Origin of the sequence: Pseudomonas sp. Z1-14 (genome assembly GCF_051132005.1) — a bacterium.
GTDB lineage: Bacteria > Pseudomonadota > Gammaproteobacteria > Pseudomonadales > Pseudomonadaceae > Aquipseudomonas.
Genome location: NZ_CP071646.1, coordinates 2255719 through 2279117 on the forward strand (window position 1 = coordinate 2255719; position 23399 = coordinate 2279117).

Annotated in this window: 21 protein-coding genes; 7 read left to right on the forward strand and 14 right to left on the reverse strand. The window is 61.3% G+C overall.

The genetic code is table 11. From position 1 onward, the window contains the following. Nucleotides 1-39 precede the first annotated feature (39 nt). The 3 genes from J3P89_RS10410 to J3P89_RS10420 all read right to left on the reverse strand — a co-directional run bounded on the left by J3P89_RS10410 (nucleotide 40) and on the right by J3P89_RS10420 (nucleotide 3016). A complete protein-coding gene (locus J3P89_RS10410) occupies nucleotides 40-807 on the reverse strand; it encodes an SDR family oxidoreductase (protein ID WP_003180553.1) in 768 nt (255 codons plus the stop codon). Nucleotides 808-831: 24 nt separating this feature from the next. Further along, nucleotides 832-1899, reverse strand: a complete 1068-nt coding sequence (locus J3P89_RS10415; protein WP_434697462.1) for a phosphotransferase family protein — start codon at nucleotides 1897-1899, stop codon at nucleotides 832-834. Between the two features lie 163 nt (nucleotides 1900-2062). Further along, nucleotides 2063-3016, reverse strand: coding sequence for a 2-hydroxyacid dehydrogenase (locus tag J3P89_RS10420; RefSeq protein WP_434697463.1), 954 nt, complete (start codon nucleotides 3014-3016; stop codon nucleotides 2063-2065). 383 nt (nucleotides 3017-3399) lie between these two features. On the opposite strand from J3P89_RS10420, the gene J3P89_RS10425 reads away from it, so the two are divergent. Next, entirely contained in the window at nucleotides 3400-4680 is a 1281-nt protein-coding gene (locus tag J3P89_RS10425; RefSeq protein WP_434697464.1) for a serine/threonine transporter, read from the forward strand. A 126-nt stretch (nucleotides 4681-4806) separates the two neighbouring features. Here the strand turns inward: J3P89_RS10425 and acnB are convergent, their stop codons facing one another. Further along, nucleotides 4807-7407 carry a bifunctional aconitate hydratase 2/2-methylisocitrate dehydratase gene (gene acnB / locus J3P89_RS10430; RefSeq protein ID WP_305501222.1) on the reverse strand — a complete coding sequence of 867 codons (2601 nt, stop codon included), beginning with the start codon at nucleotides 7405-7407 and terminating at the stop codon, nucleotides 4807-4809. A 406-nt stretch (nucleotides 7408-7813) separates the two neighbouring features. Here acnB and J3P89_RS10435 point away from each other — a divergent pair, with 406 nt between their 5' ends. After that, a complete protein-coding gene (locus J3P89_RS10435) occupies nucleotides 7814-8284 on the forward strand; it encodes a DUF1289 domain-containing protein (RefSeq protein WP_434573568.1) in 471 nt (156 codons plus the stop codon). A gap of 152 nt (nucleotides 8285-8436) precedes the next feature. On the opposite strand, the gene J3P89_RS10440 is transcribed toward J3P89_RS10435, so the two are convergent. Beyond that, a complete protein-coding gene (locus J3P89_RS10440; RefSeq protein WP_434573569.1) occupies nucleotides 8437-9300 on the reverse strand; it encodes a universal stress protein in 864 nt (287 codons plus the stop codon). A 159-nt stretch (nucleotides 9301-9459) separates the two neighbouring features. Between J3P89_RS10440 and J3P89_RS10445 the strand changes: the two genes are divergently transcribed. Beyond that, a complete protein-coding gene (locus tag J3P89_RS10445; RefSeq protein ID WP_434601118.1) occupies nucleotides 9460-10065 on the forward strand; it encodes a tRNA-(ms[2]io[6]A)-hydroxylase in 606 nt (201 codons plus the stop codon). A gap of 141 nt (nucleotides 10066-10206) precedes the next feature. Here J3P89_RS10445 and J3P89_RS10450 read toward each other — a convergent pair whose 3' ends face one another. The 3 genes from J3P89_RS10450 to J3P89_RS10460 all read right to left on the reverse strand — a co-directional run bounded on the left by J3P89_RS10450 (nucleotide 10207) and on the right by J3P89_RS10460 (nucleotide 12580). Further along, nucleotides 10207-10695: a GFA family protein gene (locus tag J3P89_RS10450; RefSeq protein WP_434697465.1), complete on the reverse strand. Its 489-nt coding sequence runs from the start codon at nucleotides 10693-10695 to the stop codon at nucleotides 10207-10209. Between the two features lie 184 nt (nucleotides 10696-10879). After that, complete coding sequence (locus tag J3P89_RS10455; RefSeq protein WP_434697466.1) at nucleotides 10880-11494, reverse strand: DNA-3-methyladenine glycosylase family protein; 615 nt, start codon at nucleotides 11492-11494, stop codon at nucleotides 10880-10882. Nucleotides 11495-11497: 3 nt separating this feature from the next. Then, nucleotides 11498-12580: a bifunctional transcriptional activator/DNA repair enzyme AdaA gene (locus tag J3P89_RS10460; protein WP_434697467.1), complete on the reverse strand. Its 1083-nt coding sequence runs from the start codon at nucleotides 12578-12580 to the stop codon at nucleotides 11498-11500. 144 nt (nucleotides 12581-12724) lie between these two features. On the opposite strand from J3P89_RS10460, the gene J3P89_RS10465 reads away from it, so the two are divergent. Further along, entirely contained in the window at nucleotides 12725-13216 is a 492-nt protein-coding gene (locus J3P89_RS10465; protein WP_434697468.1) for a hypothetical protein, read from the forward strand. Nucleotides 13217-13293: 77 nt separating this feature from the next. On the opposite strand, the gene J3P89_RS10470 is transcribed toward J3P89_RS10465, so the two are convergent. After that, on the reverse strand, nucleotides 13294-14748 hold the full coding sequence (locus J3P89_RS10470; RefSeq protein WP_434630291.1) for a TrkH family potassium uptake protein: 1455 nt from the start codon (nucleotides 14746-14748) through the stop codon (nucleotides 13294-13296). Nucleotides 14749-14924: 176 nt separating this feature from the next. Here J3P89_RS10470 and J3P89_RS10475 point away from each other — a divergent pair, with 176 nt between their 5' ends. Further along, nucleotides 14925-15512, forward strand: coding sequence for a LysE family translocator (locus tag J3P89_RS10475; RefSeq protein ID WP_434601113.1), 588 nt, complete (start codon nucleotides 14925-14927; stop codon nucleotides 15510-15512). A gap of 141 nt (nucleotides 15513-15653) precedes the next feature. On the opposite strand, the gene J3P89_RS10480 is transcribed toward J3P89_RS10475, so the two are convergent. Then, on the reverse strand, nucleotides 15654-16478 hold the full coding sequence (locus J3P89_RS10480) for an AraC family transcriptional regulator (protein ID WP_434697469.1): 825 nt from the start codon (nucleotides 16476-16478) through the stop codon (nucleotides 15654-15656). A 119-nt stretch (nucleotides 16479-16597) separates the two neighbouring features. Between J3P89_RS10480 and J3P89_RS10485 the strand changes: the two genes are divergently transcribed. Both J3P89_RS10485 and J3P89_RS10490 read left to right on the forward strand, forming a co-directional pair. Continuing rightward, on the forward strand, nucleotides 16598-17569 hold the full coding sequence (locus tag J3P89_RS10485; RefSeq protein ID WP_434697470.1) for a sensor domain-containing diguanylate cyclase: 972 nt from the start codon (nucleotides 16598-16600) through the stop codon (nucleotides 17567-17569). Nucleotides 17570-18409: 840 nt separating this feature from the next. Then, a complete protein-coding gene (locus tag J3P89_RS10490; protein WP_434697471.1) occupies nucleotides 18410-18823 on the forward strand; it encodes a hypothetical protein in 414 nt (137 codons plus the stop codon). 54 nt (nucleotides 18824-18877) lie between these two features. Here J3P89_RS10490 and fabI read toward each other — a convergent pair whose 3' ends face one another. From fabI to J3P89_RS10510, 4 genes are read right to left on the reverse strand one after another with little or no spacing between them, the layout of a single operon-like run. Further along, nucleotides 18878-19672 (reverse strand): enoyl-ACP reductase FabI, encoded by a 795-nt coding sequence (gene fabI / locus J3P89_RS10495; RefSeq protein WP_003202751.1) that lies wholly within the window; start codon nucleotides 19670-19672, stop codon nucleotides 18878-18880. Nucleotides 19673-19691: 19 nt separating this feature from the next. Next, nucleotides 19692-21302: an ABC transporter ATP-binding protein gene (locus tag J3P89_RS10500; protein WP_434630296.1), complete on the reverse strand. Its 1611-nt coding sequence runs from the start codon at nucleotides 21300-21302 to the stop codon at nucleotides 19692-19694. A 1-nt stretch (nucleotide 21303) separates the two neighbouring features. Further along, nucleotides 21304-22323 carry an ABC transporter permease gene (locus J3P89_RS10505; RefSeq protein ID WP_434630298.1) on the reverse strand — a complete coding sequence of 340 codons (1020 nt, stop codon included), beginning with the start codon at nucleotides 22321-22323 and terminating at the stop codon, nucleotides 21304-21306. A 1-nt stretch (nucleotide 22324) separates the two neighbouring features. Further along, nucleotides 22325-23398 (reverse strand): microcin C ABC transporter permease YejB, encoded by a 1074-nt coding sequence (locus tag J3P89_RS10510; RefSeq protein WP_434573593.1) that lies wholly within the window; start codon nucleotides 23396-23398, stop codon nucleotides 22325-22327. Nucleotide 23399: the final 1 nt, after the last annotated feature.

Below are 23399 nucleotides of genomic sequence, written 5' to 3' on the forward strand. Positions count from 1 at the left end.
GCCTTCGCGAGCAGGCTCGCTCCCACAAGGGAAATATCCTCAGGACAAGAACCCACCATCCACATTCAACGCCACGCCCGTGGTGTAGCTCGACGCATCGCTGGCCAAGTACAACACCGCACCGGCCATTTCGCTCGGGTCGGCCACGCGCTTGAGGGGGATCTGCGCCAGGGCGGTCTTCAGGATGGCGTCGTTCTTGACCAGCGCCGAGGCGAACTTGGTATCGGTCAGGCCCGGCAGCAGGGCATTGCAACGGATGCCGAACTGCGCGCACTCCTTGGCGAAGACCTTGGTCATGTTGATCACCGCAGCCTTGGTCACCGAATAGATGCCCTGGAAAATGCCCGGCGAGATGCCATTGATCGACGCGACATTGATGATGCTGCCGCCGCCGTTCTCGCGCATCAGCTTGCCGGCTTCCACCGACATGAAGAAATAGCCGCGGATGTTCACATCGACGGTTTTCTGGAACGCGCCCAGGTCGGTGTCCAGCACGTTGCAGAATTGCGGGTTGGTGGCGGCGTTGTTCACCAGGATGTCCAGGCGCCCGAATTGCTCGCGAATCCCGGCGAACACCTGGCTGATCTGCTCCATTTCGCCGATGTGGCAAGCGATCGCGGTGGCCTTGCCGCCAGCGGCGATGATCGCATCGGCGACATGCTGGCAGCCGTCGAGCTTGCGGCTCGAAACGATCACGTGGGCGCCTTGCTGGGCCAGCAGTTTAGCGATGGCTTCGCCGATGCCGCGGCTGGCGCCGGAAACGAAAGCGATCTTGCCGTCGAGGTCGAACAACTGGGTCTTGGACATGCTGTTTCCTTGTTATAGGTGCGCTCAGAGCGTGGATTTGCTGATGACCTGCAGGCTCATCTGCTCCAGCAGTTTGTTCATCTGAACGAACTGCGCGAAGCGTTTGTCCTGGGTCTGGCCATGGAAGAAGCGGTAGTAGATCTGCTGGACAATGCCGGCCAGGCGGAACAGCCCGTAGGTGTAGTAGAAGTCGAAGTTGTCGATGCGGATCCCGGCGCGCTCGGCGTAGTAATCGACGAATTCGCGGCGAGTCAGCATGCCCGGCGCGTGGCTTGGCTGACGGCGCATCAATTGCACCGGTGCCGGATCGCCGGCCTCGATCCAGTAGGCGAGGCTGTTGCCCAAGTCCATCAACGGGTCGCCAAGGGTGGTCAGCTCCCAGTCCAGCACCCCGATGATCTGCATCGGGTTGTCTGGGTCGAGGATCACGTTGTCGAAGCGGTAGTCGTTGTGGACGATGCTCGACGTTGGATGGTCGGCAGGCATCTTGTCGTTGAGCCATGCCTTGACCGTCTCCCACTTGGGCGCATCCGGAGTCAGGGCTTTTTCGTAGCGCTCGCTCCAGCCACGGATCTGCCGGGCCACGTAGCCTTCGGGCTTGCCCAGGTCGGCCAGGCCGCAGGCGGTGTAGTCAACACGGTGCAGTTCGACGAGCCGGTCGATGAAACTCTTGCACAGGGCTTCGGTGCGGGCTGCATCGAAACCCAGTTCCGGCGGCAATTCGGAGCGCAGGATGATGCCCTCGACTCGTTCCATCACGTAGAACTCGGCGCCCATCACCGATTCGTCAGTGCAGTGGACGTAGGCTTTGGGGCAGTACGGGAAACCTTCGCGCAACTGATTGAGGATGCGGAACTCACGGCCCATGTCGTGGGCCGACTTGGCCTTGTGGCCGAACGGCGGACGCCGCAGGACGAACTCCTGCTCGGGATATTCCAGCAGGTACGTCAGGTTCGACGCGCCACCGGGAAACTGGCTGATCACCGGCGTGCCGGTCAAGCCAGGAATGTGGGCCTTGAGGTACGGGTCGATCAGGTTGGCATCGAGTTCTTCACCGTCGCGCACGCGGGTGGACTGATCAGTCACTGCCATGCTTATCCCTTCTGCTTATTTTGGAGGCCATTGATCATTGGCTAATCTAATGGCGCGTGGGAGGCGTCACAAGCACGCCGGGGTCTTATAGGTTAGCGTGTTGCTGGGTAATCAGCGGACCTGATGAGCTGCCACCGTGGATGCGGGGTTCGTATCGGTCGAGTCAACGTTGCCTGTCAGGCAGTGGCACCGGGGTCAATACCGGTTCGCCGGCAAAAAACGCGGTCAGGTTCTGGCCCACCAGCTCCACCATCGCCCGGTTCGCTTCCGGCGACAACCCGGCCACATGCGGCGTCAGGACCACGTTTGGCAGGCTTTTCAAGGCATCGGGCACCTCCGGTTCGTGGTCGAACACATCGAGTGCCGCCCCGGCAATTCGCCGCTGTTCAAGGGCGCTGACGAGATCGGCGGTGGCGACTACGCTGGCCCGGGCGATGTTGACCAGATAGCCATTGGGACCGAGGGCATCCAGGACTTGTCGGGTGATCAATTGCCGGGTGTCCAGGCCGCCAGGCGTGGCCACGATGAGGAAGTCCGAGACCCGGGCCAATTCCGTTGGCGTGGCGCAAAAGGTATACGGGACATCGCTGCGAACCCGCCGATTGTGGTAGCTGATGCTCATGTCGAAACCCAGGGCGGCACGCTTGGCGATCGCCATGCCCACGGCGCCGAGTCCCAGCACGCCCAGGTGCTTGCCCGCCAGGGAGGGACGCATCTGGCGCGGCCACTCGCCACGGCGCAGGGCGGCGTCGGACCGAGGCACGTCCCGCACCAGCGCCAGCAGCAGGGCCATGGCATGGTCGGCCACCGAGGAGGCATTCACCCCGGCGCCGTTGGTGACCACGATGCCTCGGTTGCGGGCGGCTTGCAGATCCACTTGCTCGTAACCAGCGCCGATCACGCAGATGATCCTCAGGTTGGGCAGGGCGTCGATTTCCTCGGCGGTCAGACCCAGGGGGCCGCGCGTCAGCACCGCGCTGAACCGTTCACCGTGTTCGAAAACCGCTGCCTTGCGTTCGGCGGGCGTGGGCGCGAGTTCCAGGTGATAGCCCTGGCGTTCGAGAATCGGCAAGTATTCGTTGACGGTTTCAACCAGTACCAGAACGGTTGCGGTCATGCTGTGCTCCTGTGGGCGCGGGCGATTTTGATATTCAACCTGATTGTAGGGGCCGCAGGGAGGTGTAGCTTGGGCTTTTTGTATTTCATTTTTGGCCGGCACATTTCCCTGTGGGAGCGAGCCTGCTCGCGAAGACGCTGGTTCAGGCAGTGAGGAGTTACAGGAAGGGCCTCTTCGCGAGCAGGCTCGCTTCCACAAGGAACGTGGGGGACAATTTCTCTGTCCATGATCTGCTCCGGATAACCATTCCTCAGCTAAGTCTTTGCTTCTGTTCATGAATCCCGGACAATCGCGCCCCTGTTTCGGCCAGGGGCGCTGCCTGTCGGATTTTTCCGACTCGTCCCGGCCGGGTGCATATGACCGGAATGCGGAGATCCGACCGGATGAATGATCAGGCCAACAGCGTTGAAGAGCGCTTTGAAACGACAGCCCCCGCCACCCTCGGCGAATGGAGTCGCCATGACACGACCTGGATGCTGGGCCTGTTTGGCACCGCCATCGGTGCCGGCACGTTGTTCCTGCCGATCAATGCCGGCCTCGGTGGTTTCTGGCCGCTGCTGATCCTGGCTGTGCTGGCGTTTCCCATGACCTTCTACGCCCATCGTGGGCTGACCCGCTTCGTGTTGTCCGGCCGTGACGGCGCGGACATTACCGAGGTCGTGGAAGAGCATTTCGGTATCAAGGCCGGCGCGTTGATCACGCTGTTGTACTTCTTCGCCATTTTTCCGATCCTGCTGATCTACAGCGTGGCGTTGACCAATACGGTGGGCAGTTTCCTGGAGCATCAGTTGCAGATCCAGCCGCCGCCCCGGGCCGTGTTGTCACTGGTGCTGATCCTCGGTCTGCTGGCAGTGGTGCGCTGCGGCGAACAAGCGATCGTCAAGGCCATGAGCCTGATGGTCTACCCGTTCATCGTGGCGCTGCTGTTCCTGGCGGTGTTCCTGATCCCGCACTGGAACGGCGGCATCCTCACCACGGCGTCCACGGTGCCTGAACCTTCGGCCCTGCTGCACACCTTGTGGCTGGCGATTCCGGTGATGGTCTTCTCGTTCAACCATTCGCCGATCATCTCGGCATTCGCGGTGGACCAGAAGCGTCGCTACGGTGCCAACGCCGAGGAACGCAGTGCCCAGATCCTGTCGCGTGCCCATGTGCTGATGGTGGTGATGGTGCTGTTCTTCGTGTTCAGTTGCGTGCTGACCCTGTCCCCGGCGCAACTGGCCGAGGCCAAGGCGCAGAACCTGTCGATCCTGTCGTACCTGGCGAACCATTTCAGCAACCCGACCATCGCCTTCGCGGCACCGCTGATTGCCTTCGTGGCGATCTCCAAGTCGTTCCTGGGGCACTACATCGGCGCCAGCGAGGGCCTCAAGGGCCTGGTCGTCAAGAGCGGCCGCCGCCCGGCACCCAAGACCCTCGATCGGCTGACCGCAGCGTTCATGCTGGTGGTGTGCTGGATCGTCGCCACCCTCAACCCGAGCATCCTCGGCATGATCGAAACCCTGGGCGGTCCGGTCATCGCGGCCATCCTGTTCCTGATGCCGATGTACGCCATCCGCAAAGTCCCGGCCATGGCCCGCTATCGTGGTCAGGCGTCGAATGTCTTTGTGGTGTCGGTGGGCTTGGTGGCGATCACTGCGTTGGTCTATTCCCTCATGGCCTGACCTGCGTTTATGTGAGAGCGAGCCTGCTCGCGAAAGCGGTCTGTCAGCTTGCATCAAATCCCAAGGCATAAAAAAAACGCCGCCCCTCGCAAGAAGGGCGGCGTTTTTTGTCGGGCGTTTTAAGCTTTACGCTTGAACGACCGGGATGTTGGCGTTGGCAGCCGCTTCACGGAACTCGGCGATCTGGTCGAAGCTCAGGTAGCGGTATACGTCCGCTGCCATGCTGTCGATCTTGCCGGCGTATTCCATGTACTCCTCGACGGTCGGCAGGCGACCCAGGATCGACGCCACGGATGCCAGCTCAGCCGAAGCCAGGTAGACATTCGCGCCGTCACCCAGACGGTTCGGGAAGTTACGGGTCGAAGTGGAGACCACGGTGGAGTTCGGTTCCACGCGTGCCTGGTTACCCATGCACAGCGAGCAGCCCGGCATTTCCATCCGTGCACCGGCCTTGCCGTAGATGCCGTAGTAGCCTTCTTCGGTGAGCTGGTGAGCGTCCATCTTGGTCGGCGGCGACAGCCACAGACGGGTTGGCAGCTGACCCTTGACCTGGTCGAGCAACTTGCCGGCAGCGCGGAAGTGACCGATGTTGGTCATGCAGGAACCGATGAACACTTCGTCGATCTTCTCGCCAGCAACGCTGGAGAGCAGGCGGGCATCGTCCGGGTCGTTCGGCGCGCAGAGCACAGGCTCCTTGACGTCGGCCAGGTCGATTTCGATGATTTCCGCGTACTCGGCGTCCTTGTCGGCTTCCAGCAGTTCCGGGTTGGCCAGCCAGGCTTCCATCGCCTGGGCACGACGCTCCAGGGTGCGGGCATCGCCGTAGCCTTCGCCGATCATCCAGCGCAGCAGGGTGATGTTGGACTTCAGGTACTCGGCAATCGATTCCTTGGACAGCTTGATGGTGCAACCTGCGGCCGAACGTTCTGCCGAGGCATCGGACAGTTCGAAAGCCTGCTCGACGGTCAGGGTTTCCAGGCCTTCGATTTCCAGGATGCGGCCGGAGAAGGCGTTTTTCTTGCCTTTCTTCTCGACAGTCAACAAGCCTTTCTGGATCGCGTAGTAAGGGATCGCATGGACCAGGTCACGCAGGGTGACGCCCGGTTGCAGCTTGCCCTTGAAACGCACCAGGATCGACTCGGGCATGTCCAGCGGCATCACGCCGGTGGCGGCGGCGAAGGCGACCAGGCCGGAACCGGCCGGGAACGAGATGCCGATCGGGAAACGGGTGTGGGAGTCACCACCGGTGCCGACGGTGTCCGGCAGCAGCATGCGGTTCAGCCAGCTGTGGATGATGCCGTCGCCCGGACGCAGGGACACGCCGCCACGGGTCATGATGAAGTCTGGCAGGGTGTGGTGGGTGGTGACGTCGATCGGCTTCGGATACGCCGCGGTGTGGCAGAAGGACTGCATCACCAGGTCGGTCGAGAAGCCCAGGCACGCCAGGTCTTTCAGTTCGTCACGGGTCATCGGACCGGTGGTGTCCTGGGAGCCTACGGTGGTCATCTTCGGCTCGCAGTAAGTGCCCGGGCGAACGCCGGTCACGCCGCAAGCCTTGCCAACCATTTTCTGCGCCAGGGTGAAGCCCTTGGTGCTTTCGGCCGGCGCTTCAGGCTTCTTGAACAGGTCCGAAGGCGGCAGGCCCAGCTCGGCGCGGGCTTTTTCGGTCAGGCCACGGCCGATGATCAGCGGAATACGACCGCCGGCACGGACTTCGTCAAGCAGGACCGGCGTCTTCATTTCGAAGGTGGTCAGGACTTCATCGGTGCCGTGCTTGCAGACTTTGCCGGCATGCGGGTACAGGTCGATCACGTCGCCCATGTGCATGTTCGACACATCGAATTCGATCGGCAGGGCGCCGGCGTCTTCCATGGTGTTGTAGAAAATCGGCGCGATCTTGCTGCCGAAGCAGAAACCACCGGCGCGCTTGTTCGGCACATACGGGACGTCGTCGCCGAAGAACCACAGCACCGAGTTGGTGGCGGATTTACGCGAGGAGCCGGTACCGACCACGTCACCGACGTAGGCGATCGGGAAACCTTGGCCACGCATCTCTTCGATCTGCTTCATCGGGCCGGTCTTGCCTTGCTCATCGGGCACGATGCCGTCGCGAGCCATTTTCAGCATGGCCAGGGCGTGCAGCGGGATGTCCGGGCGGGACCAGGCGTCAGGGGCAGGGGACAGGTCGTCGGTGTTGGTTTCGCCGGTGACCTTGAAGACCCGCAGGCTGATCTTGTCGGCCAGCACCGGGCGGTTCTTGAACCACTCGCCATCGGCCCAGGATTGCAGGACGGCCTTGGCGTGGACGTTGCCGTTCTTGGCTTTTTCCGCCACATCGTGGAAGGCATCGAACATCAGCAGCGTGTGCTTGAGTTCTTCGGCGGCGACCGGGGCCAGTTCGGCGTCGTCCAGCAGGTCTACCAGGGTCACGATGTTGTAGCCGCCCTGCATGGTGCCGAGCAGTTCTACAGCGCGCTTCTTGTCGATCAGAGGGGATTGGGCTTCGCCCTTGGCCAGGGCGGACAGGAAACCGGCCTTGACGTAGGCGGCTTCGTCGACTCCAGGCGGAACGCGATTGGTGATCAGGTCAACGAGGAAAGCTTCTTCGCCAGCCGGGGGATTCTTCAGCAGCTCGATCAGGCCTGCGGTTTGTTCGGCGTTAAGCGGCTGGGGAACGATACCCAGTGCTGCGCGCTCTTCGATATGTTTGCGGTAGGCTTCAAGCACAGTTATTACCCTCATCAGTGGTCCCAAATGGGTGTCCGGGACGCTCATCCAGAAACTCACGGCACTCATGCGCGTCAGGGGCTTTTTGGGCCTCCACGCCAGAATTGCCGGAGTTCCTCACAGAAGCTGCTTTCAAAGTTTTACGCCTGCAGAACGGGAGCTGATGAGGGTTGGCGTTGGGCTTTCCCCGCTGGAAAGACCCTTCGCCAACACCGCTCTGAAGGAACGACTGTGCTCGTGACGCTTTGAAAACAGCTTCTAACGGACATTGGCGCCTTAAAAGGCTGGCTGATTCTACGGGAAAAAAAAATTAAAGGTAAGTTGAGCCTGGAAGTTTGAGGGGTGATCAATCTTAGACAAAGGGCTAACATGCCGGCCTGTCCTGTTTTTGCGTGTGCGTTGCCTTATGCCCAACCAGCTCATCAAGACCCCCTGCGTCGGCCTCTGTTCCACTGTCTACGGTGACCTGGTGTGCCGTGGCTGCAAGCGGTTCCACCATGAAGTGATTCACTGGAACGGCTACAACGAAGAGGAGAAGCGCGCGGTGTGGTTGCGGCTCGAGCAGCTGCTGGTGCAGGTGATGGTGGCCAAGCTGGAGGTGTTCGACCCGCAGCTGCTGCGCCAGCAACTGGAATCGCGCAAGATCCGCTTCGTGCCGCACCAGTCGGAATATTGCTGGGCCTATCAGTTGATCGCCCGGGGCGCACGGGTGATCAATAACCTGGAAGCGTACGGCATGGTGCTGCTGCCGGAATTTCGCGACTGGGAACTGCCCGACCTGCGCGATGCCATTGATCGGGAATTTTTCCTCCTGTCCGAAGCGCATTACCAGCGCTACATCGCGCCGGGGTTTCTCAAGGACGCGATCGGCGGCTAATGGCGGGTGCTTTTGTGGCGAGGGGATTTATCCCCGCTGGGGCGCGAAGCGGCCCTGAAACAGGCTCCGCTGCCCATCACGTGGAATGCCTTCGCTGCTATTGGGCCTGCTTCGCAGTCCAGCGGGGATAAATCCCCTCGCCACGACTTTGTTTATTCTTTTGCCGCCATCTCCACCAGATGGTCCTCCACCTCCTGCGGCTTGAGCACCAGCACATCGCTTTCCAGCGTATCGAGCACGGCTTCGGCGGTGTTGCCGATCAGCACCCCTGACAAACCCGAGCGGGCCACGGTGCCGATCACGGTGACAGCGGCCTGGAGCTTGTGGGCCATGTATGGAATCAAGACATCCGCCGGGCCTTCCTGGATATGCAGGTGCTCGTCATCAATGTCGAATTCGGCCTGGAACGCCCGGCATTGCTCACGGTAGCGCGCCTCGATGGTTTCCTTGAGCTGGTAGGTCGGGTCGGCGGACGAGAGCATCGGCGACGGGTGGGCGCTGATGACATGCAGGTGCGCCTTGGCGAGGAGGGCGATGTCGTAGCCATGGTCGATAATCGTCGAGTGCAAGTGGCGGTGCTCGCCATCGGCATTGCCCACGTCGACCGCGGCCAGGATCACCCGGTCTTTCCAGGACCCCGACGTCTTGACCAGCAGCACCGGGGTCGGGCAATGGCGCAGCAGTTTCCAGTCGGCCGGGGTCAGCAGGGCTTTTTTCAAGGGGCTGTCGGGGAAGTGCTGCTTGATGACCAAGCCACAGCCTTCGGCCTGCTGCACATCGATGATGGTTTCGTAGAGACTTTCGTTCCACGCCTGCTCGGTGGTCACGCTGTAGCCGTCGGCCGCCAGTGCGGCCTTCAGGACGCTGAGCATCCCGGCATGGTCATGGTGTTTGTCGCAGACCAGCAAGTGCAAATGGGCCTGGGTCACGCCGGCGATCAGTTTGGCGCGCTTGAGTGCCAGGCTTTCCGAATGTTCGGGTTCGATGACCACGAGGATGCTGCGAATGGCTTGCATGATCGGCGTCTCCAGCAATGAAAAGGCACGGCGTTGCTCAACTATAGTTGTTCTGGATGGCTCGTCGACTTGATGCATATCAACGCCGGTGGCTGGTGGTCTGGGGGCAGGCCGGTATAATCGGCGCCCTTCGCTCGACTACCTTTGCCCGTGAGTCTCATGATCCTTCCCGAAATCCACGAATTCCTCGGCTGCCGCACCCCCGATGCCTGGGTCCAGGCGGCGCTGGCCGACCAGGAAACGTTGCTGATCGACCACAAGAACTGTGAATTCAAGGCCGCCAGCACGGCCTTGAGTCTGATCGCCAAATATCACTCCCATGTCGACCTGATCAATATGATGTCGCGCCTGGCCCGGGAAGAACTGGTGCATCACGAGCAGGTCATGCGCCTGATGAAAAAACGCAAGGTCGCCCTGCGCCAGCTCTCCGCCGGGCGCTACGCTTCGGGCCTGCGTAAAGTGGTGCGCAGCCACGAACCGGTGAAACTGGTGGACACCCTGGTGGTCGGCGCTTTTATCGAAGCCCGCAGTTGTGAGCGTTTCGAGGCCCTCGTGCCGCATCTGGACGAGGAGCTGGGCAAGTTCTATTTCGGCCTGCTGAAAAGCGAGGCCCGACATTTTCAGGGTTACCTGAAACTGGCCTACCAGTATGGCGACGCCAAGGATATTGCCCAGGTCATTGAGAGGGTCCGCGAGGCGGAGCGCGAGTTGATCGAATCAGTGGACGTGGAGTTTCGGTTTCATAGTGGTGTGCCTGCGCTTTAGGAACCGTGGTGTTCATGACGGCGCCATCGCGAGCAAGCTCGCTCCCACATTGGACTCTCTTTGAACACAAATCCTGAGTCCATCCCGAATCCCCTGTGGGAGCGAGCTTGCTCGCGATAGGGCCCAAAGCCGCGCTGCATCTCAAAGGGTCAAACCCAGGCGTTCATGCCATCGGGCAATCGATTCTTCGGGATACACGTCGAACTGCTGGTCGCCCGAGCGCGCCTCGACCTCGACCCATGGCGCCTTGGAGCCCAGCATCAGATGGGTGCGTTCTGGCGGCACCGGCAGCGGCGTGTCGATGGCTGAGGCGAAAGGGTGGATCAATTCCGGCCATTCAGGGCTGAACAACCATAATCCCGAGCCGCACAGCGAGCAGAAATGCCGCTCGGCGCTGCTGCGATGGGCGCGTTTGTCGCCCTCGTCCTTGAGCCGCGCATGGTAGATCGAGATGTGCTTGCGACCCTGCACCTTCAGGCTCGTGGCGTCTCCCCCCAGGTTGATCGCAAAACCGCCGCCGCCCTGGGTCTTGCGGCAGATCGAGCAGTAGCAACGTTGGTAAGGGTAGGGGTGACTGCTGTCCAGGCTGAACGATACGGCGCCGCAGTGGCAGGATCCTTCGAGGTGCATGGGAACCTCCGGTGGATTGGAAATGGTTCAGTACAGCCTAGACGGTCGGCGTTTTTTGCCGGTTGAATTTATGTTGAATGTGCGGACGCCTTCGTGAGCAGGCTCGCTCCCACATTGGAATCGGGAAGTCCACAAATCCCCTGTGGGAGCGAGCCTGCTCGCGAAGGCGTTGGTACAGCCAGCACTACTTGGGCACCCGCCACAGGTACCACGCCGCCACCGTCCGATAAGGGCTCCAGGCCCGGCCGATTTCGCTCATCTGTCTGGAGCTCGGTTGGGTTTCCAGCACTTTGAGCCGCCGATAACCCTCGCGAACCCCAAAATCATCCGCAGGCAGGATATCCAGCCGTTCCAGGCTATAGATCAACAGCATCTCCACGGTCCAGCGTCCGACGCCGCGCAGGGTGACCAGGCGCTTGATCAGTGCTTCATCGTCCATGGCCTGCGCCGTGGCGTAATCCGGCACGATGCCGTCCAGCGTGGCCTGGGCGATACCCTGGAGAGTGGCGATCTTGCTGGCTGAAAATCCACAACCGCGCAATTGCGCTGCATCAGTTGCCAGTATCTGCTCAGGCCCGGGAAACGTCCTCGATGGGTACAGCCCGAGCAGCCGGCCAATGATCGCATCCCCGGCCTTGGCGTGCAGTTGCTGATAGGCAATCGCCCGCATCAGCGCCTCATACGGATCCCGGGCCGGTTTGGGTTGCAGAAGGCAAGGACCGATCGACTCGATATGGCGCCGCCAGTCTTCGTCCAGGCCTGCCAGGAAAGTGCTCGCTTGCTGATAAGGCGCCGCCATCAGTCAAAACGCCAAAGGCAACGAAACCTGCACCGCGGCTCGCTCCAACCGTAATAGAAACGCCTTGCGCGGCTGACCGCCGCCATAGCCGGTCAAGGAGCCATCCGCCCCAATCACCCGGTGACAAGGGATGACGATGGCCAGGCGGTTCTGTCCATTGGCCAGGCCCACGGCGCGGCTGGCGCCAGGGCTGCCCAGTATGTTGGCGACGGCGCCGTAGCTGCGGGTTTCGCCGTAGGGGATTTTCTGCAGCTCGGCCCAGACCCTGGCCGCGAAGGCGCTGCCAGGCATGTGCAACGGGACGTTGAAAACCGTGAGCTTGCCGGCGAAATAGTCGGCCAGCTCGCTTTCGATCTGTTGCAGATGCGCATTGTGGCCCGGCGCAACCGTGTAGCCGTAGCGTTGCTGCAGTTCCTCCAGCTCCCTGGTCAAGGCCGGGCGATCGAGAAACTCCAGCAATACCAGGCCGCGACGTTCGGCCATGGCCAGCATCGGCCCCAATGGCGTGGTCAGGCGAGTAAACAGCAAGGGTTCGCTGAGGCCGGCGCGGCCCGGCGTGATGTGGAAGGATTTGACGAAGGCATCACGAAACCCGCTCAGCGATTCATAGCCGGAGTCGAACGCGGCGTTATCGATCGAGGCGCCTTCCTTGATTCCGCCCAGGGCGATGCCCAGGCGCCGCGTGCGCAGGTAGGCGTGGAAGGTCATGCCGAAATGCTGTTTGAACCAGCGGCGCAGTTTCAGCGGTTCGATGCCTTGTTCCAGCAGCAGGGCGTCGGTCCAGCGCAGGTCTGGTTCGGCGTCGACGGCTTTGAGCAATGCCTGGATCCAGTCCGGGGCAATGGCGGCGGCATCCAGCGGCTTGCAACGCAGGCAGGCCCGATAACCGGCGGACATCGCCTCGTCGGCGTGGGCAAAGAACTCGACGTTCTCCGGCTTTGGCTTGCGTGCCGTGCAGCTGGGGCGACAGAAAATACCGGTGGTCTTGACCGCGGTGAAGAACACCCCTTCGTAGGTGGTGTCTCGTTCAAGCATGGCGCGGACCATCTCGGCGTGAGGCGGAAGCAGCAAGTGATGTAGGTTCATGGGCAGAGCATAGAACCGTGGCCGGGACGACTCCACCGAAAAATCGACAATGAATTCATGATCATTTGGTCGGATGCCCGCGAACAAAAATTGAACCTTCAAGTCTTAGAGGTTCACCCGCTGTTTTTGTCTTTCGGAGACATCATGTCCAAACACAAGAAATCCCTCATCGCCGTAGCTGTCTGTGCCTTGGCGTTCGGCGCCTCGGCTTTGTTGCCTGCCGACCTGTCACCTATCGGTTCGAGCTATGCCGCGGGCGGTGGCAACGGCGGTGGCGGCGGTAATGGGGGCGGTGGCGGCAATGGCGGAGGAAATGGCGGCGGGCACGGTGGCGGCGTGGGCGGCGGGCAAGGCAATGGCAACGGTGGCAAGTCCAGCGACTCCAGCGGCCACGGCAAAGGACTGGCCAGTGATCACGCCGGTACTCGGACTCGCGATCATGGCCTGAGCGGTAAGCACACCGGCACCACCCGCACCGATCGCGCCAGCAAGGCGTCGGCGACGTCCGCCATTGCCAAGGACCGTGATACTCGCGGCTTGACCAAGGCCTCGGCGATTTCCGCCGCTACGCCGGGCACCCATAACACCAAGGGCTTGAGCAACGCGACCCGTTCATCGATGAAGAACGACCGCTGATTGCTTGAATGAAATCGCGAGGCCTGTTTCCAGGCCTCGCGATTTTTTTCGTCTGCCGTTCAGTCCTGTTCGACGAGTCAGTACTTCCAGAACACCGGCGTGAACAGCACCAGCACCGTCAGGATTTCCAGCCGTCCCAGCAGCATGCCGATGGTCAGCAGCCATTTTGCCGCATCCGGCAAGGTCGAGAAGTTGCCGGCCGGGCCGATGATGTTGCCCAAGCCCGGACCCACGTTGCAGACGGCAGTGGCGGCACCGGTCAAGGCGGTCGTCCAGTCCAGGCCGATCAGGGCCAGACCCAGGGCGATGGCGCCGATCGTGATGGTGAAGAAGAACGAGAACGTCAGCAGCGAACGAACGATTTCCTCGTCGATGGGATGGTTGTTGTATTTCTTCTGGATCACCGCCCGGGGATGGATCAGCTGCTTCAAACTGCCCATCAGCAGCACCCTGGCGACTTGAAAGCGAAAAATCTTCAAGCCCCCGGCCGTTGATCCCGAACAGCCGCCGACGAACGTCAGGTAAAAGAACAGCAACAGGGCAAAGCTGCCCCACAGCGTGTAGTCACCCAGCGCCACGCCAGTGGTCGTGACGACAGAGGTAACGTTGACCGCCACGATGCGGACCGCGTCCCACCACGCGTGATCGCTGTTAAGGCTCAGCCAGGTACCCACCAGCAGCCATGTAACGACCAGGAAGCCGATGAAGCCCCTGACTTGCTGGTCCTTGAGCAGGGCGCGCCGATGGCCCCGCAATGTCGCGACATACAGCGTGAAGGGCAGCGATCCGGCCATCATGACGACCACTGACACCCAATGAACCGCCGGTTGGGGCCAGTGCGCCAGGGACGCATCGGAGGTGGAAAAGCCTCCGGTGGAAATCAGCGACATCGCATGGTTGATCGCTTCGAAAGGCGTCATCCCCGCAAGCCACAGCCCCAACGTCGAGAGAGCGGTCAAGCCGATGTAGATCCACAGGATGTAATTGGCCGCGACGTGAGAGCGCGGCGTGACTTTCTCCGACCAGTCCGAAGATTCGGTCTGGAACAGCCGCATGCCGCCGACCCGCAGCAGCGGCAGGACCGCCACGGCCATGCCGATAAAGCCGATTCCGCCGAGCCAGTGCAGCATCGACCGCCAGATCAACAGGCCGGGCGATGCGCTATCCAACCCGGTCAGGATGGTCGAGCCGGTGGTGGTGATGCCTGACATGGTCTCGAAAAATGCATCGGTGTAGCTGATGTGCTGGATGAACACCATCGGCAGGGCGGCGAATGCGCAGACAATTACCCAACTGGCGGTGGTGAGCAGGTACATTTCCCTGGGGCGCATCTGGACGTGGTCCGGCCTTCCACGGGCCACCAGTGCCACACCGCACACGAAGGTGATCAGGCTCGACCATAGAAATGCCGACAAGTCATCGTTGCGCTCGTAGAACATCAGCGTAAACAGCGGAATCGCCATGCTGATCGCAAGGGTGATCAGGAAAATCCCGAGGATGAAACCGATGAGACGCAGAACCGCTATAGACATGGATGACGCCTGATTCAAAGAGCTGCCCAGTATCGATTTGGTGAATCGCTTGCCGCGTAAAATTTGCGTAAAAAAATGAAGCGGAAGTGCTCGACGACAAAGGCAGTTTTCTTCAATACCCGAGCAGGCGGCCCCTTTACCTTGGGGCCTCTTTCCTGAACTGAAGAAGATATGTGATGAGCTTGATATTTTCCATGGCCACCTTTGCCCTGGTGGCTTCCATTACTCCGGGCCCGGTCAATATCGTCGCCCTCAGCTCCGGTGCCCGATATGGATTTCGCGCAACCTTGCGCCATGTCGCCGGCGCCACCCTCGGGTTCGTCCTGCTGCTGGTCTTGATGGGATTGGGGTTGCATGAAGTATTGCAGCGCTGGCCTGGGCTCACGCGTGTGGTGCAACTGGCTGGCGTGGCGTTCCTGTTGTACATGGCCTGGAAACTGGCGGTGGACAACGGCGAGCTGGGTGACCGGGACGAGGGGCGCGCGCCTTCGATGTTCCATGGTGCGTTGATGCAGTGGCTCAACCCCAAGGCGTGGCTGGCTTGCGTGGCGGGGATGGGCGCCTTCGTGGCCGACGGCGAGGCGCGGCTGGTGTGGCAGTTTGCGGCGATCTACCTGGTCATCTGCTACGTCTCGGTGGGTTGCTGGGCCTATGCGGGCAGCTTTCTGCGCACGTGGCTGGGTAACCCGGCGACCATGCGCCTGTTCAATCGATTGATGGCGGCGTTGTTGGTGGCGAGCGCGGTGTATCTGTTGTTGCCTTGAGTCTGATGAGGTGTCCAACTGGCAGAGCTTTTGTGGCGAGGGAGCTTGCTCCCGCTCGACTGCGCAGCAGTCGCCAGGTTTTGGGGCTACTGCGTAGCCCAGCGGGAGCAAGCTCCCTCGCCACGGAGTCAAGTGGCTATATCAGCCGCGATACTGCCCGGGGGTAGCCGCCAGGTGTTGCTTGAACGCCCGTTGGAAGTGCGCCTGATCGGCAAACCCGCTGTCCAGCGCCACATCGGCAATCAGCTTGCCCTCGCGCAGTTGACGGCGGGCGAACTGGATGCGCCGGTTGATCAGGAAGGCATGCGGTGTCATGCCGTAGTGGCGCTTGAAAGCCCGGCTCAAATAGGATGGCGAAAGCTGCGCGAAGGCGCAGATATCCTCGAGCTTGAGGGCTTCGGTGCAATGGTCGTGAATGAACTGCGCCGCCCGCATCAGCGCCGGGTGGCTGCCACGCTCCGGGCGTCCGGCCGGGTTGAGTCGATGCTGGAGATCGGTGAAAAACACTTCGGCGGCGACTTGCTTGCCACTGGTATCGATATGTTCAGCCACCAGCGTTTCGTAGAGCCCGCACAGGCCGGAGAAAAGCGCGACATCACGGCTATGGGTTGTGCCGAATGCCTGGAAGTCCAGCGAGGGGTCAAAGCCGATACGGCGTTGCAGATCCCGCAGCCATTGGGTCTCGACATACAGCATCACATAAGACCAGGGCTGATCGTCGATCGGATTGCAAGCATGGACGTCGCCGGGATTCATCAGCACTACCGTGCCGCTCTGGACCTGGAACCGCGATTGTTCGTGCAGGTAGGTGCTGCGTCCGGCGGTGATCGCGCCGATGGAAAAGTGATCATGGGAATGCCGCGAATAACAGACCTTGCGGCCATCGGCGATGGCCCGGGCCTCGATGAAAGGCAGCGCCGCGTCGCGCCAGAAGCGTGGGGCGGCGTCGTGGTTGGCGGGCTTCATCAGGCAATGTCCTGTTTTATTGGCTGTGCCTGAGTGTATGCGTCCGTGCCGGAAAATGCCCGTTCGAGTTTGCTCCGGTCTGGGCTAGACTCTGATGAGTTCCGCCAACGGAGTTACCGATGCTTGCGCCAGGCAAACCTGACAACGAAGCCGTTCGCCTCAAACAATTGCAGTCGCTCAAGCTGCTCGATACCCCACCCGAGGAGCGGTTTGACCGCCTGACCCGTCTTGCCCGGCGTCTGTTCAACGTGCCGATCGCCCTGGTGTCGCTGGTGGACGCCAATCGGCAATGGTTCAAGTCAAGCGCCGGCCTGGAAGCCAGTGAGACCCCGCGCGAGGTATCCTTCTGCGGGCATGCGATCTTGCAGGACGAGATCCTGGAGATTTGCGACGCGGAACAGGACGTGCGGTTCCACGATAATCCGTTGGTCAAGGGCCAACCTGGCATCCGCTTCTATGCCGGGCATCCGCTGGGGCTGGATGATGGCAGCAAGATGGGCACCCTGTGCTTGTTGGACACCCGGCCGCGCACCCTCAACGACGAAGAACGCGAGCTGCTGCGCGATCTGGCGAGCATGGCCGAGCAGGAGCTGGTCGCCGTGCAGATGGCCAGCATGGATGAACTGACGCTGCTGTCCAATCGGCGCGGCTTCATGACGCTGGCCCAGCACGCGCTGAGTGTCTGCAGCCGTCTTTCGCGGCCGGCGACACTGCTGTTTTTCGATCTCAACGACTTCAAGCCGATCAACGATCGCTTCGGGCATGCCGAGGGTGACGGCGCGCTCAAGACGTTCGCCGACGTATTGCGCATTGCCTTTCGTGAAAGCGACGTGATCGGTCGCATGGGCGGAGACGAGTTCGTCGCCTTGCTCACCGGCGCCTCCCATGTCGAGACGACGGCGATCATGGCACGGCTCAGGGAAATGCTCGACGAGCGCAACATAACGTTGCAGCGCGGCTATGACATCGATTTCAGCGTGGGCCAGATCGAATACGACCCCGAGCGGCATGAGTCGATCGACAGCCTGCTGGCAGAGGCGGATGCGGCGATGTATGCGCAGAAGCAGGGGCGGCGCAATAGCCCAAACTGATTGAGCTGCCCCCCGACATCACCCTCAACTGACCCACCGTCTTCGCGAGCAAGCTCGCTCCCACACGGTCTCGAGTTGTGCCTGACACTCCGGATGGCGCAGAACCACTGTGGGAGCGGGCTTGCCCGCGAAGAGGCCAGCCCATCCAGCATCCCCGTCGACTGATCCACCGCTTTCGTGAGCAAGCCCACTCCCACAGGATTTTGTGTTGTGCCTGGATGCTCCTAGTGGCGCAGCTCCATTGTGGGAGCGAGCTTGCTCGCGAAGAGGCCAGCCCATTCAGCATCCCCGTCGACTGATGCACCGCTATCGCGAGCAAGCTCGCTCCCACACGGTTTCGAGTTGTGCCTGACACTCAGGATGGCGCAGACCCACTGTGGGAGCGAGCCTGCTCGCGAAGAGGCCAGCCCATTCAGCATCCCTGTCGACTGAAACACCGCCTTCGCGAGCAAGCTCGCTCCCACAGGATTTTGTGTTTTGCCTGACACTCCGGATGGCGCAGAACCACTGTGGGAGCGAGCCTGCTCGCGAAGAGGCCAGTACATTCAGCATCCCTGTCGACTGGAAACACCGCCATCGCGAGCAGGCTCGCTCCCACACGGTCTCGAGTTGTGCCTGACACTCCGGATGGCGCAGAACCACTGTGGGAGCGAGCTTGCTCGCGAAGAGGCCAGCCCATTCAGCATCTCTGTCGACTGAAACACCGGCATCACGAGCAGAAACATCACGCTTCAAATAACCGGTCAGGTAATCCGTAACACTTCAGGTAGCCTGGCGTTTACCGGGACTGCCAAGGCAATTACCGGCGAGCTTCCGATCAATTTTTCAAGGTGACCCACCATGATACGCAGCGAGAAAAGACTGGGCGCCGCTATCCTTTGCCTATTGGCGGCCTGTGCACTGCTGTTTTTCTTTCCCGCAGACAGCGTGGTGGAGAATCCCGCAGATCTCAACGACACACGGGGTGTGCCCGCTGTTTCGATCTACCTGGTCTTGCTGATCATATTGGCTTCGGCATCATTGGCCCTGACCGGAATAGGCAGTATCGCCCAGCGGTTTCTCAGGCGCCGGTCTTTCAGACTGCGTATCAGCGTGTATGCGCTTGCCAATATTCCCCTTGTTTTAACGTCGCTCCTGGGGGTGTTGGTCTCCTTGGCCTACCTGTATGACGCCGTGTCCGGATTAATAGCGGCGTTGTTGTTCCTGCTCGCCTTTGCCTTCGTGTTGTTGGCCATCCCCCCAAAGCCGCAATAAAAAACGCCGCTTGGCCTTTCCAGGGCAAGCGGCGTTTTATTGCAACGTGAAGATTTACTCTTCGATGTTGCCCATGGCGGTGGTGTTGAAGCCGCCATCCACGTACATGATTTCACCGCTGATGCCCGACGCGAGGTCCGAGCACAGGAAGGCGCCGGCGTTGCCGACTTCTTCGATGGTGACGTTGCGACGCAGCGGGGTTTGCGCTTCGTTGGCGGCCAGCATCTTGCGGAAGTTCTTGATGCCGGAAGCGGCGAGGGTGCGGATCGGGCCGGCCGATACGCAGTTCACGCGGGTGCCGTCCGGGCCCAGGGAGCCGGCCAGGTAGCGAACGCCAGCTTCCAGGGAGGCCTTGGCCATGCCCATGACGTTGTAGTTCGGCATGGTGCGCTCGGCGCCCAGGTACGACAGGGTCAGCAGGCTGCCGTTGCGGCCTTTCATCATCTCGCGACCGGCCTTGGCCAGGGCCACGAAGCTGTAGGCGCTGATGTCGTGGGCAATGCGGAAACCTTCACGGGTGGTGGCTTCGGTGAAATCGCCATCCAGTTGGTCGCCCGGGGCGAAGCCCACGGAGTGCACGATGCAGTCCAGGCCATCCCACTTCTTGCTCAGTTCTTCGAAGACCTTGGCGATTTCTTCATCGCTGGCCACGTCGCACGGGAAGCACAGCTCAGGGCTCGAACCCCAGCCTTGCGCGAACTCTTCGACACGACCCTTGAGTTTGTCGTTCTGATAAGTGAAGGCAAGCTCAGCGCCCTCGCGATGCATGGCGGCAGCGATGCCGGATGCGATGGACAGCTTGCTGGCGACACCGACGATCAGTACGCGCTTACCGGCGAGAAAACCCATGTGTTGCTCCTCTTTCAGGTTATTCGGCAGTTGTCGGGGCCAGGAAAGCGGCCTCCAGCAACTGCTGTGTATAGGGGTGTTGCGGCGCGGCGAATATGCTGCGGGCATCACCTTGTTCGACCACTTGGCCATGCTTGACCACCATCAACTGGTGGCTCAGCGCTTTGACGACAGCCAGGTCATGGCTGATAAACAGGTACGTCAGGTTGTACTTGGTTTGCAATGACCGCAACAGCTCCACCACCTGGCGTTGCACGGTACGGTCCAGGGCCGACGTTGGTTCGTCCAGCAGAATCAACGCCGGCTTGAGCACCAGGGCCCGGGCAATGGCGATGCGCTGCCGTTGCCCTCCGGAAAATTCGTGGGGGTAGCGGTTCCGGGTTTCCGGGTCCAGGCCTACCTCCTTCAATGCCGCGATTATCGCTTGTTCCTGTTCGGCTTCGGTGCCGATCTTGTGAATCCGCAGTCCTTCGCCGACGATCTGGCTCACACACATCCGCGGGCTCAGGCTGCCAAACGGGTCCTGAAACACCACTTGCATCTCCCGGCGCAACGGCCGGACTTGCTGTTGCGACAGGCTATCGAGCTGCTTGCCCTCGAAGCGGATCCCGCCCTGGCTGCCGATCAACCGCAAGATCGCCAGCCCCAGCGTGGACTTGCCGGAACCGCTCTCGCCGACGATGCCCAGGGTCTGGCCCTGGGGCAGGCTGAAGCGGATTCCGTCCACCGCCTTGATGTAATCCGTCGTGCGCTTGAACAGGCCTTTCTTGATCGGGAACCAGACTTTCAGGTCCTCGACCTCCAGCAGCGGCGGGCCGACCACGTTGGTCGCCGGGTTGCCGCTGGGCTCGGCGGCCAGCAATTCCCGAGTGTACGGATGTTGCGGCGCGCGGAACAACTCTGCGCACGATGCCTGTTCGACGATGCAACCGCGCTGCATGACACATACGCGATGCGCAATTCTTCGCACCAGGTTCAAATCGTGGCTGATCAGCAGCAGCGACATGCCCAGGCGCGCCTGCAAATCCTTGAGCAGATCGAGGATTTTCAGCTGCACGGTGACGTCCAGCGCGGTGGTCGGTTCGTCGGCTATCAGCAGTTCCGGCTCGTTGGCCAGGGCCATCGCGATCATCACCCGCTGACGCTGGCCACCGGACAGTTCGTGGGGCAACGCCTTGAGCCGTTTGTGCGGTTCGGGGATGCCGACCAGTTCCAGCAGCTCAAGGGAGCGACGGGTGGCGACCTTGCCGGTCAGGCCCTTGTGGATGCCGAGCACTTCATTGAGCTGTTTTTCAATGCAGTGCAGCGGGTTCAGGGAAGTCATCGGCTCCTGGAAAATCATCGCGATCCGGTTGCCACGGATATGGCGGATGGTCTTTTCCTTGAGGCCCAGCAGATTCTGGCCGGCGTACTGGATGGTCCCGGTCGGGTGGTGGGCCAGCGGGTAGGGCAGCAAGCGCAGGATCGAATGGGCCGTCACCGACTTGCCCGAGCCGCTTTCACCCACCAGCGCGAGGGTTTCGCCGCGCTTGATGTCGAAGCTGACGCCCTCGACCACGCGCTGGCGGCGTTCGCCAACGATGAATTCCACCGCCAGGTCGCGTACTTCGATCAGATTGTCCTGGTTCATTTCACTTCCTCGGATCGAAGGCATCGCGAGCGGACTCGCCGATGAACACCAACAGGCTCAGCATGATCGCCAGCACGGCGAATGCGCTGATGCCCAGCCAGGGCGCCTGCAGATTGGACTTGCCCTGGGCCACCAGCTCGCCGAGGGATGGTGCTCCGGCCGGCAGGCCGAAACCGAGAAAATCCAGGGCGGTGAGGGTGCCGATGGCGCCGGTGAGGATGAACGGCATGAAGGTCATGGTCGAGACCATGGCGTTGGGCAGGATGTGGCGGAACATGATCGCGCCATTTTGCATGCCCAGCGCTCGCGCGGCGCGCACGTATTCGAGGTTGCGCCCGCGCAGGAACTCGGCGCGCACCACATCCACCAGGCTCATCCAGGAAAACAGCAGCATGATGCCCAGCAGCCACCAGAAGTTCGGCTGGACGAAGCTGGCGAGGATGATCAGCAGGTAGAGTACCGGCAGCCCGGACCAGATTTCCAGGAAGCGCTGGCCGGCCAGGTCTACCCAGCCGCCATAGAAGCCCTGCAACGCACCGGCGATCACCCCGATGATCGAGCTGAGCACCGTCAGCGTGAGCGCGAACAGCACCGAGATGCGAAAGCCATAGATGACCCGCGCCAGCACGTCGCGGCCCTGGTCATCGGTGCCCAGCCAGTTCACCGACGAGGGCGGTGCCGGGGCCGGGACCTTCAAGTCGTAATTGATGCTCTGGTAGCTGAATGGAATCGGTGCCCACACGACCCAGGCGTCCTTGGCGGCGAGCAACTCGCGGATATACGGGCTCTTGTAGTTGGCCTCCAACGGGAATTCGCCGCCGAACGTCGTTTCCGGGTAACGCTTCAGGGCCGGGAAGTACCAGCCGCCGTCGTAGTGCACCACCAGCGGCTTGTCGTTGGCAATAAGCTCGGCGCCCAGGCTGAGCACGAACAAGAACAGAAACAGCCACAACGACCACCAGCCACGCTTGTTGGCCTTGAACAGTTCGAAACGGCGCCGATTGAGAGGGGAGAGGTTCATCTCAATGCTCCCGGCTTTCGAAGTCGATACGCGGATCGACGAAGGTATAGGTCAGGTCGCCGATCAGTTTCACTACCAGCCCCAGCAGGGTAAAGATGAACAGTGTGCCGAAGACCACCGGGTAATCACGGTTGATGGCGGCTTCGAAGCTCATCAAGCCAAGGCCGTCGAGGGAGAAGATCACTTCCACCAGCAGCGAGCCGGTAAAGAAGATCCCGATGAACGCCGAAGGGAAACCGGCAATCACCAGCAGCATGGCGTTGCGAAATACATGCCCGTAGAGCACCCGGTTGCGCGTCAGCCCCTTGGCCTTGGCGGTGACCACGTACTGCTTGTTGATTTCATCGAGGAAACTGTTCTTGGTCAGCAGCGTCATGGTGGCGAAGTTACCGATCACCAGGGCGGTGACAGGCAAGGCCAGGTGCCAGAAGTAATCGAGGATCTTGCCGCCCAGGCTCAGCTCCTCGAAATTGTTCGACGTCAGGCCCCTTAACGGAAACCAGTCGAAATAGCTGCCGCCAGCAAACACCACGATCAGCAGGATGGCGAACAGGAACGACGGGATCGCATAACCGACGATGATCGCCGAGCTGGTCCACACGTCGAAATGGCTGCCGTGCCGCGTGGCCTTGGCAATCCCCAGCGGGATCGACACCAGGTACATGATCAGCGTGCTCCACAGCCCGAGGGAGATCGACACCGGCATTTTTTCCTTGATCAGGTCGATGACCTTGGCGTCGCGGAAAAAGCTGTCGCCAAAGTCCAGGCGGGCGTAGTTCTTGATCATGATCCACAGGCGTTCGGGGGCCGACTTGTCGAACCCGTACATGCGCTCGATTTCCTTGACCAGTGCCGGATCCAGGCCTTGGGCGCCCCGGTAGGAGGAGCCGGCCACCGACACTTCGGCACCGCCGCCGGCGATGCGGCTGGTAGCGCCTTCGAAACCTTCGAGTTTGGCGATCATCTGTTCCACCGGCCCACCGGGCGCGGCCTGGATGATCACGAAGTTGATCAGCAGGATGCCGAACAGGGTCGGGATGATGAGCAGCAGGCGCCGAAAAATATAAGCCAGCATC

What these genes read in the sequence shown, in the direction of transcription:
- J3P89_RS10410 (WP_003180553.1), bottom strand. Translation starts at nt 807, where the DNA reads ATGTCCAAGACCCAGTTGTTCGACCTCGACGGCAAGATCGCTTTCGTT.
- J3P89_RS10415 (WP_434697462.1), bottom strand. Translation starts at nt 1,899, where the DNA reads ATGGCAGTGACTGATCAGTCCACCCGCGTGCGCGACGGTGAAGAACTC.
- J3P89_RS10420 (WP_434697463.1), bottom strand. Translation starts at nt 3,016, where the DNA reads ATGACCGCAACCGTTCTGGTACTGGTTGAAACCGTCAACGAATACTTG.
- J3P89_RS10425 (WP_434697464.1), top strand. Translation starts at nt 3,400, where the DNA reads ATGAATGATCAGGCCAACAGCGTTGAAGAGCGCTTTGAAACGACAGCC.
- J3P89_RS10435 (WP_434573568.1), top strand. Translation starts at nt 7,814, where the DNA reads ATGCCCAACCAGCTCATCAAGACCCCCTGCGTCGGCCTCTGTTCCACT.
- J3P89_RS10440 (WP_434573569.1), bottom strand. Translation starts at nt 9,300, where the DNA reads ATGCAAGCCATTCGCAGCATCCTCGTGGTCATCGAACCCGAACATTCG.
- J3P89_RS10445 (WP_434601118.1), top strand. Translation starts at nt 9,460, where the DNA reads ATGATCCTTCCCGAAATCCACGAATTCCTCGGCTGCCGCACCCCCGAT.
- J3P89_RS10450 (WP_434697465.1), bottom strand. Translation starts at nt 10,695, where the DNA reads ATGCACCTCGAAGGATCCTGCCACTGCGGCGCCGTATCGTTCAGCCTG.
- J3P89_RS10455 (WP_434697466.1), bottom strand. Translation starts at nt 11,494, where the DNA reads ATGGCGGCGCCTTATCAGCAAGCGAGCACTTTCCTGGCAGGCCTGGAC.
- J3P89_RS10460 (WP_434697467.1), bottom strand. Translation starts at nt 12,580, where the DNA reads ATGAACCTACATCACTTGCTGCTTCCGCCTCACGCCGAGATGGTCCGC.
- J3P89_RS10465 (WP_434697468.1), top strand. Translation starts at nt 12,725, where the DNA reads ATGTCCAAACACAAGAAATCCCTCATCGCCGTAGCTGTCTGTGCCTTG.
- J3P89_RS10470 (WP_434630291.1), bottom strand. Translation starts at nt 14,748, where the DNA reads ATGTCTATAGCGGTTCTGCGTCTCATCGGTTTCATCCTCGGGATTTTC.
- J3P89_RS10475 (WP_434601113.1), top strand. Translation starts at nt 14,925, where the DNA reads ATGAGCTTGATATTTTCCATGGCCACCTTTGCCCTGGTGGCTTCCATT.
- J3P89_RS10480 (WP_434697469.1), bottom strand. Translation starts at nt 16,478, where the DNA reads ATGAAGCCCGCCAACCACGACGCCGCCCCACGCTTCTGGCGCGACGCG.
- J3P89_RS10485 (WP_434697470.1), top strand. Translation starts at nt 16,598, where the DNA reads ATGCTTGCGCCAGGCAAACCTGACAACGAAGCCGTTCGCCTCAAACAA.
- J3P89_RS10490 (WP_434697471.1), top strand. Translation starts at nt 18,410, where the DNA reads ATGATACGCAGCGAGAAAAGACTGGGCGCCGCTATCCTTTGCCTATTG.
- fabI (WP_003202751.1), bottom strand. Translation starts at nt 19,672, where the DNA reads ATGGGTTTTCTCGCCGGTAAGCGCGTACTGATCGTCGGTGTCGCCAGC.
- J3P89_RS10500 (WP_434630296.1), bottom strand. Translation starts at nt 21,302, where the DNA reads ATGAACCAGGACAATCTGATCGAAGTACGCGACCTGGCGGTGGAATTC.
- J3P89_RS10505 (WP_434630298.1), bottom strand. Translation starts at nt 22,323, where the DNA reads ATGAACCTCTCCCCTCTCAATCGGCGCCGTTTCGAACTGTTCAAGGCC.
- J3P89_RS10510 (WP_434573593.1), bottom strand. Translation starts at nt 23,398, where the DNA reads ATGCTGGCTTATATTTTTCGGCGCCTGCTGCTCATCATCCCGACCCTG.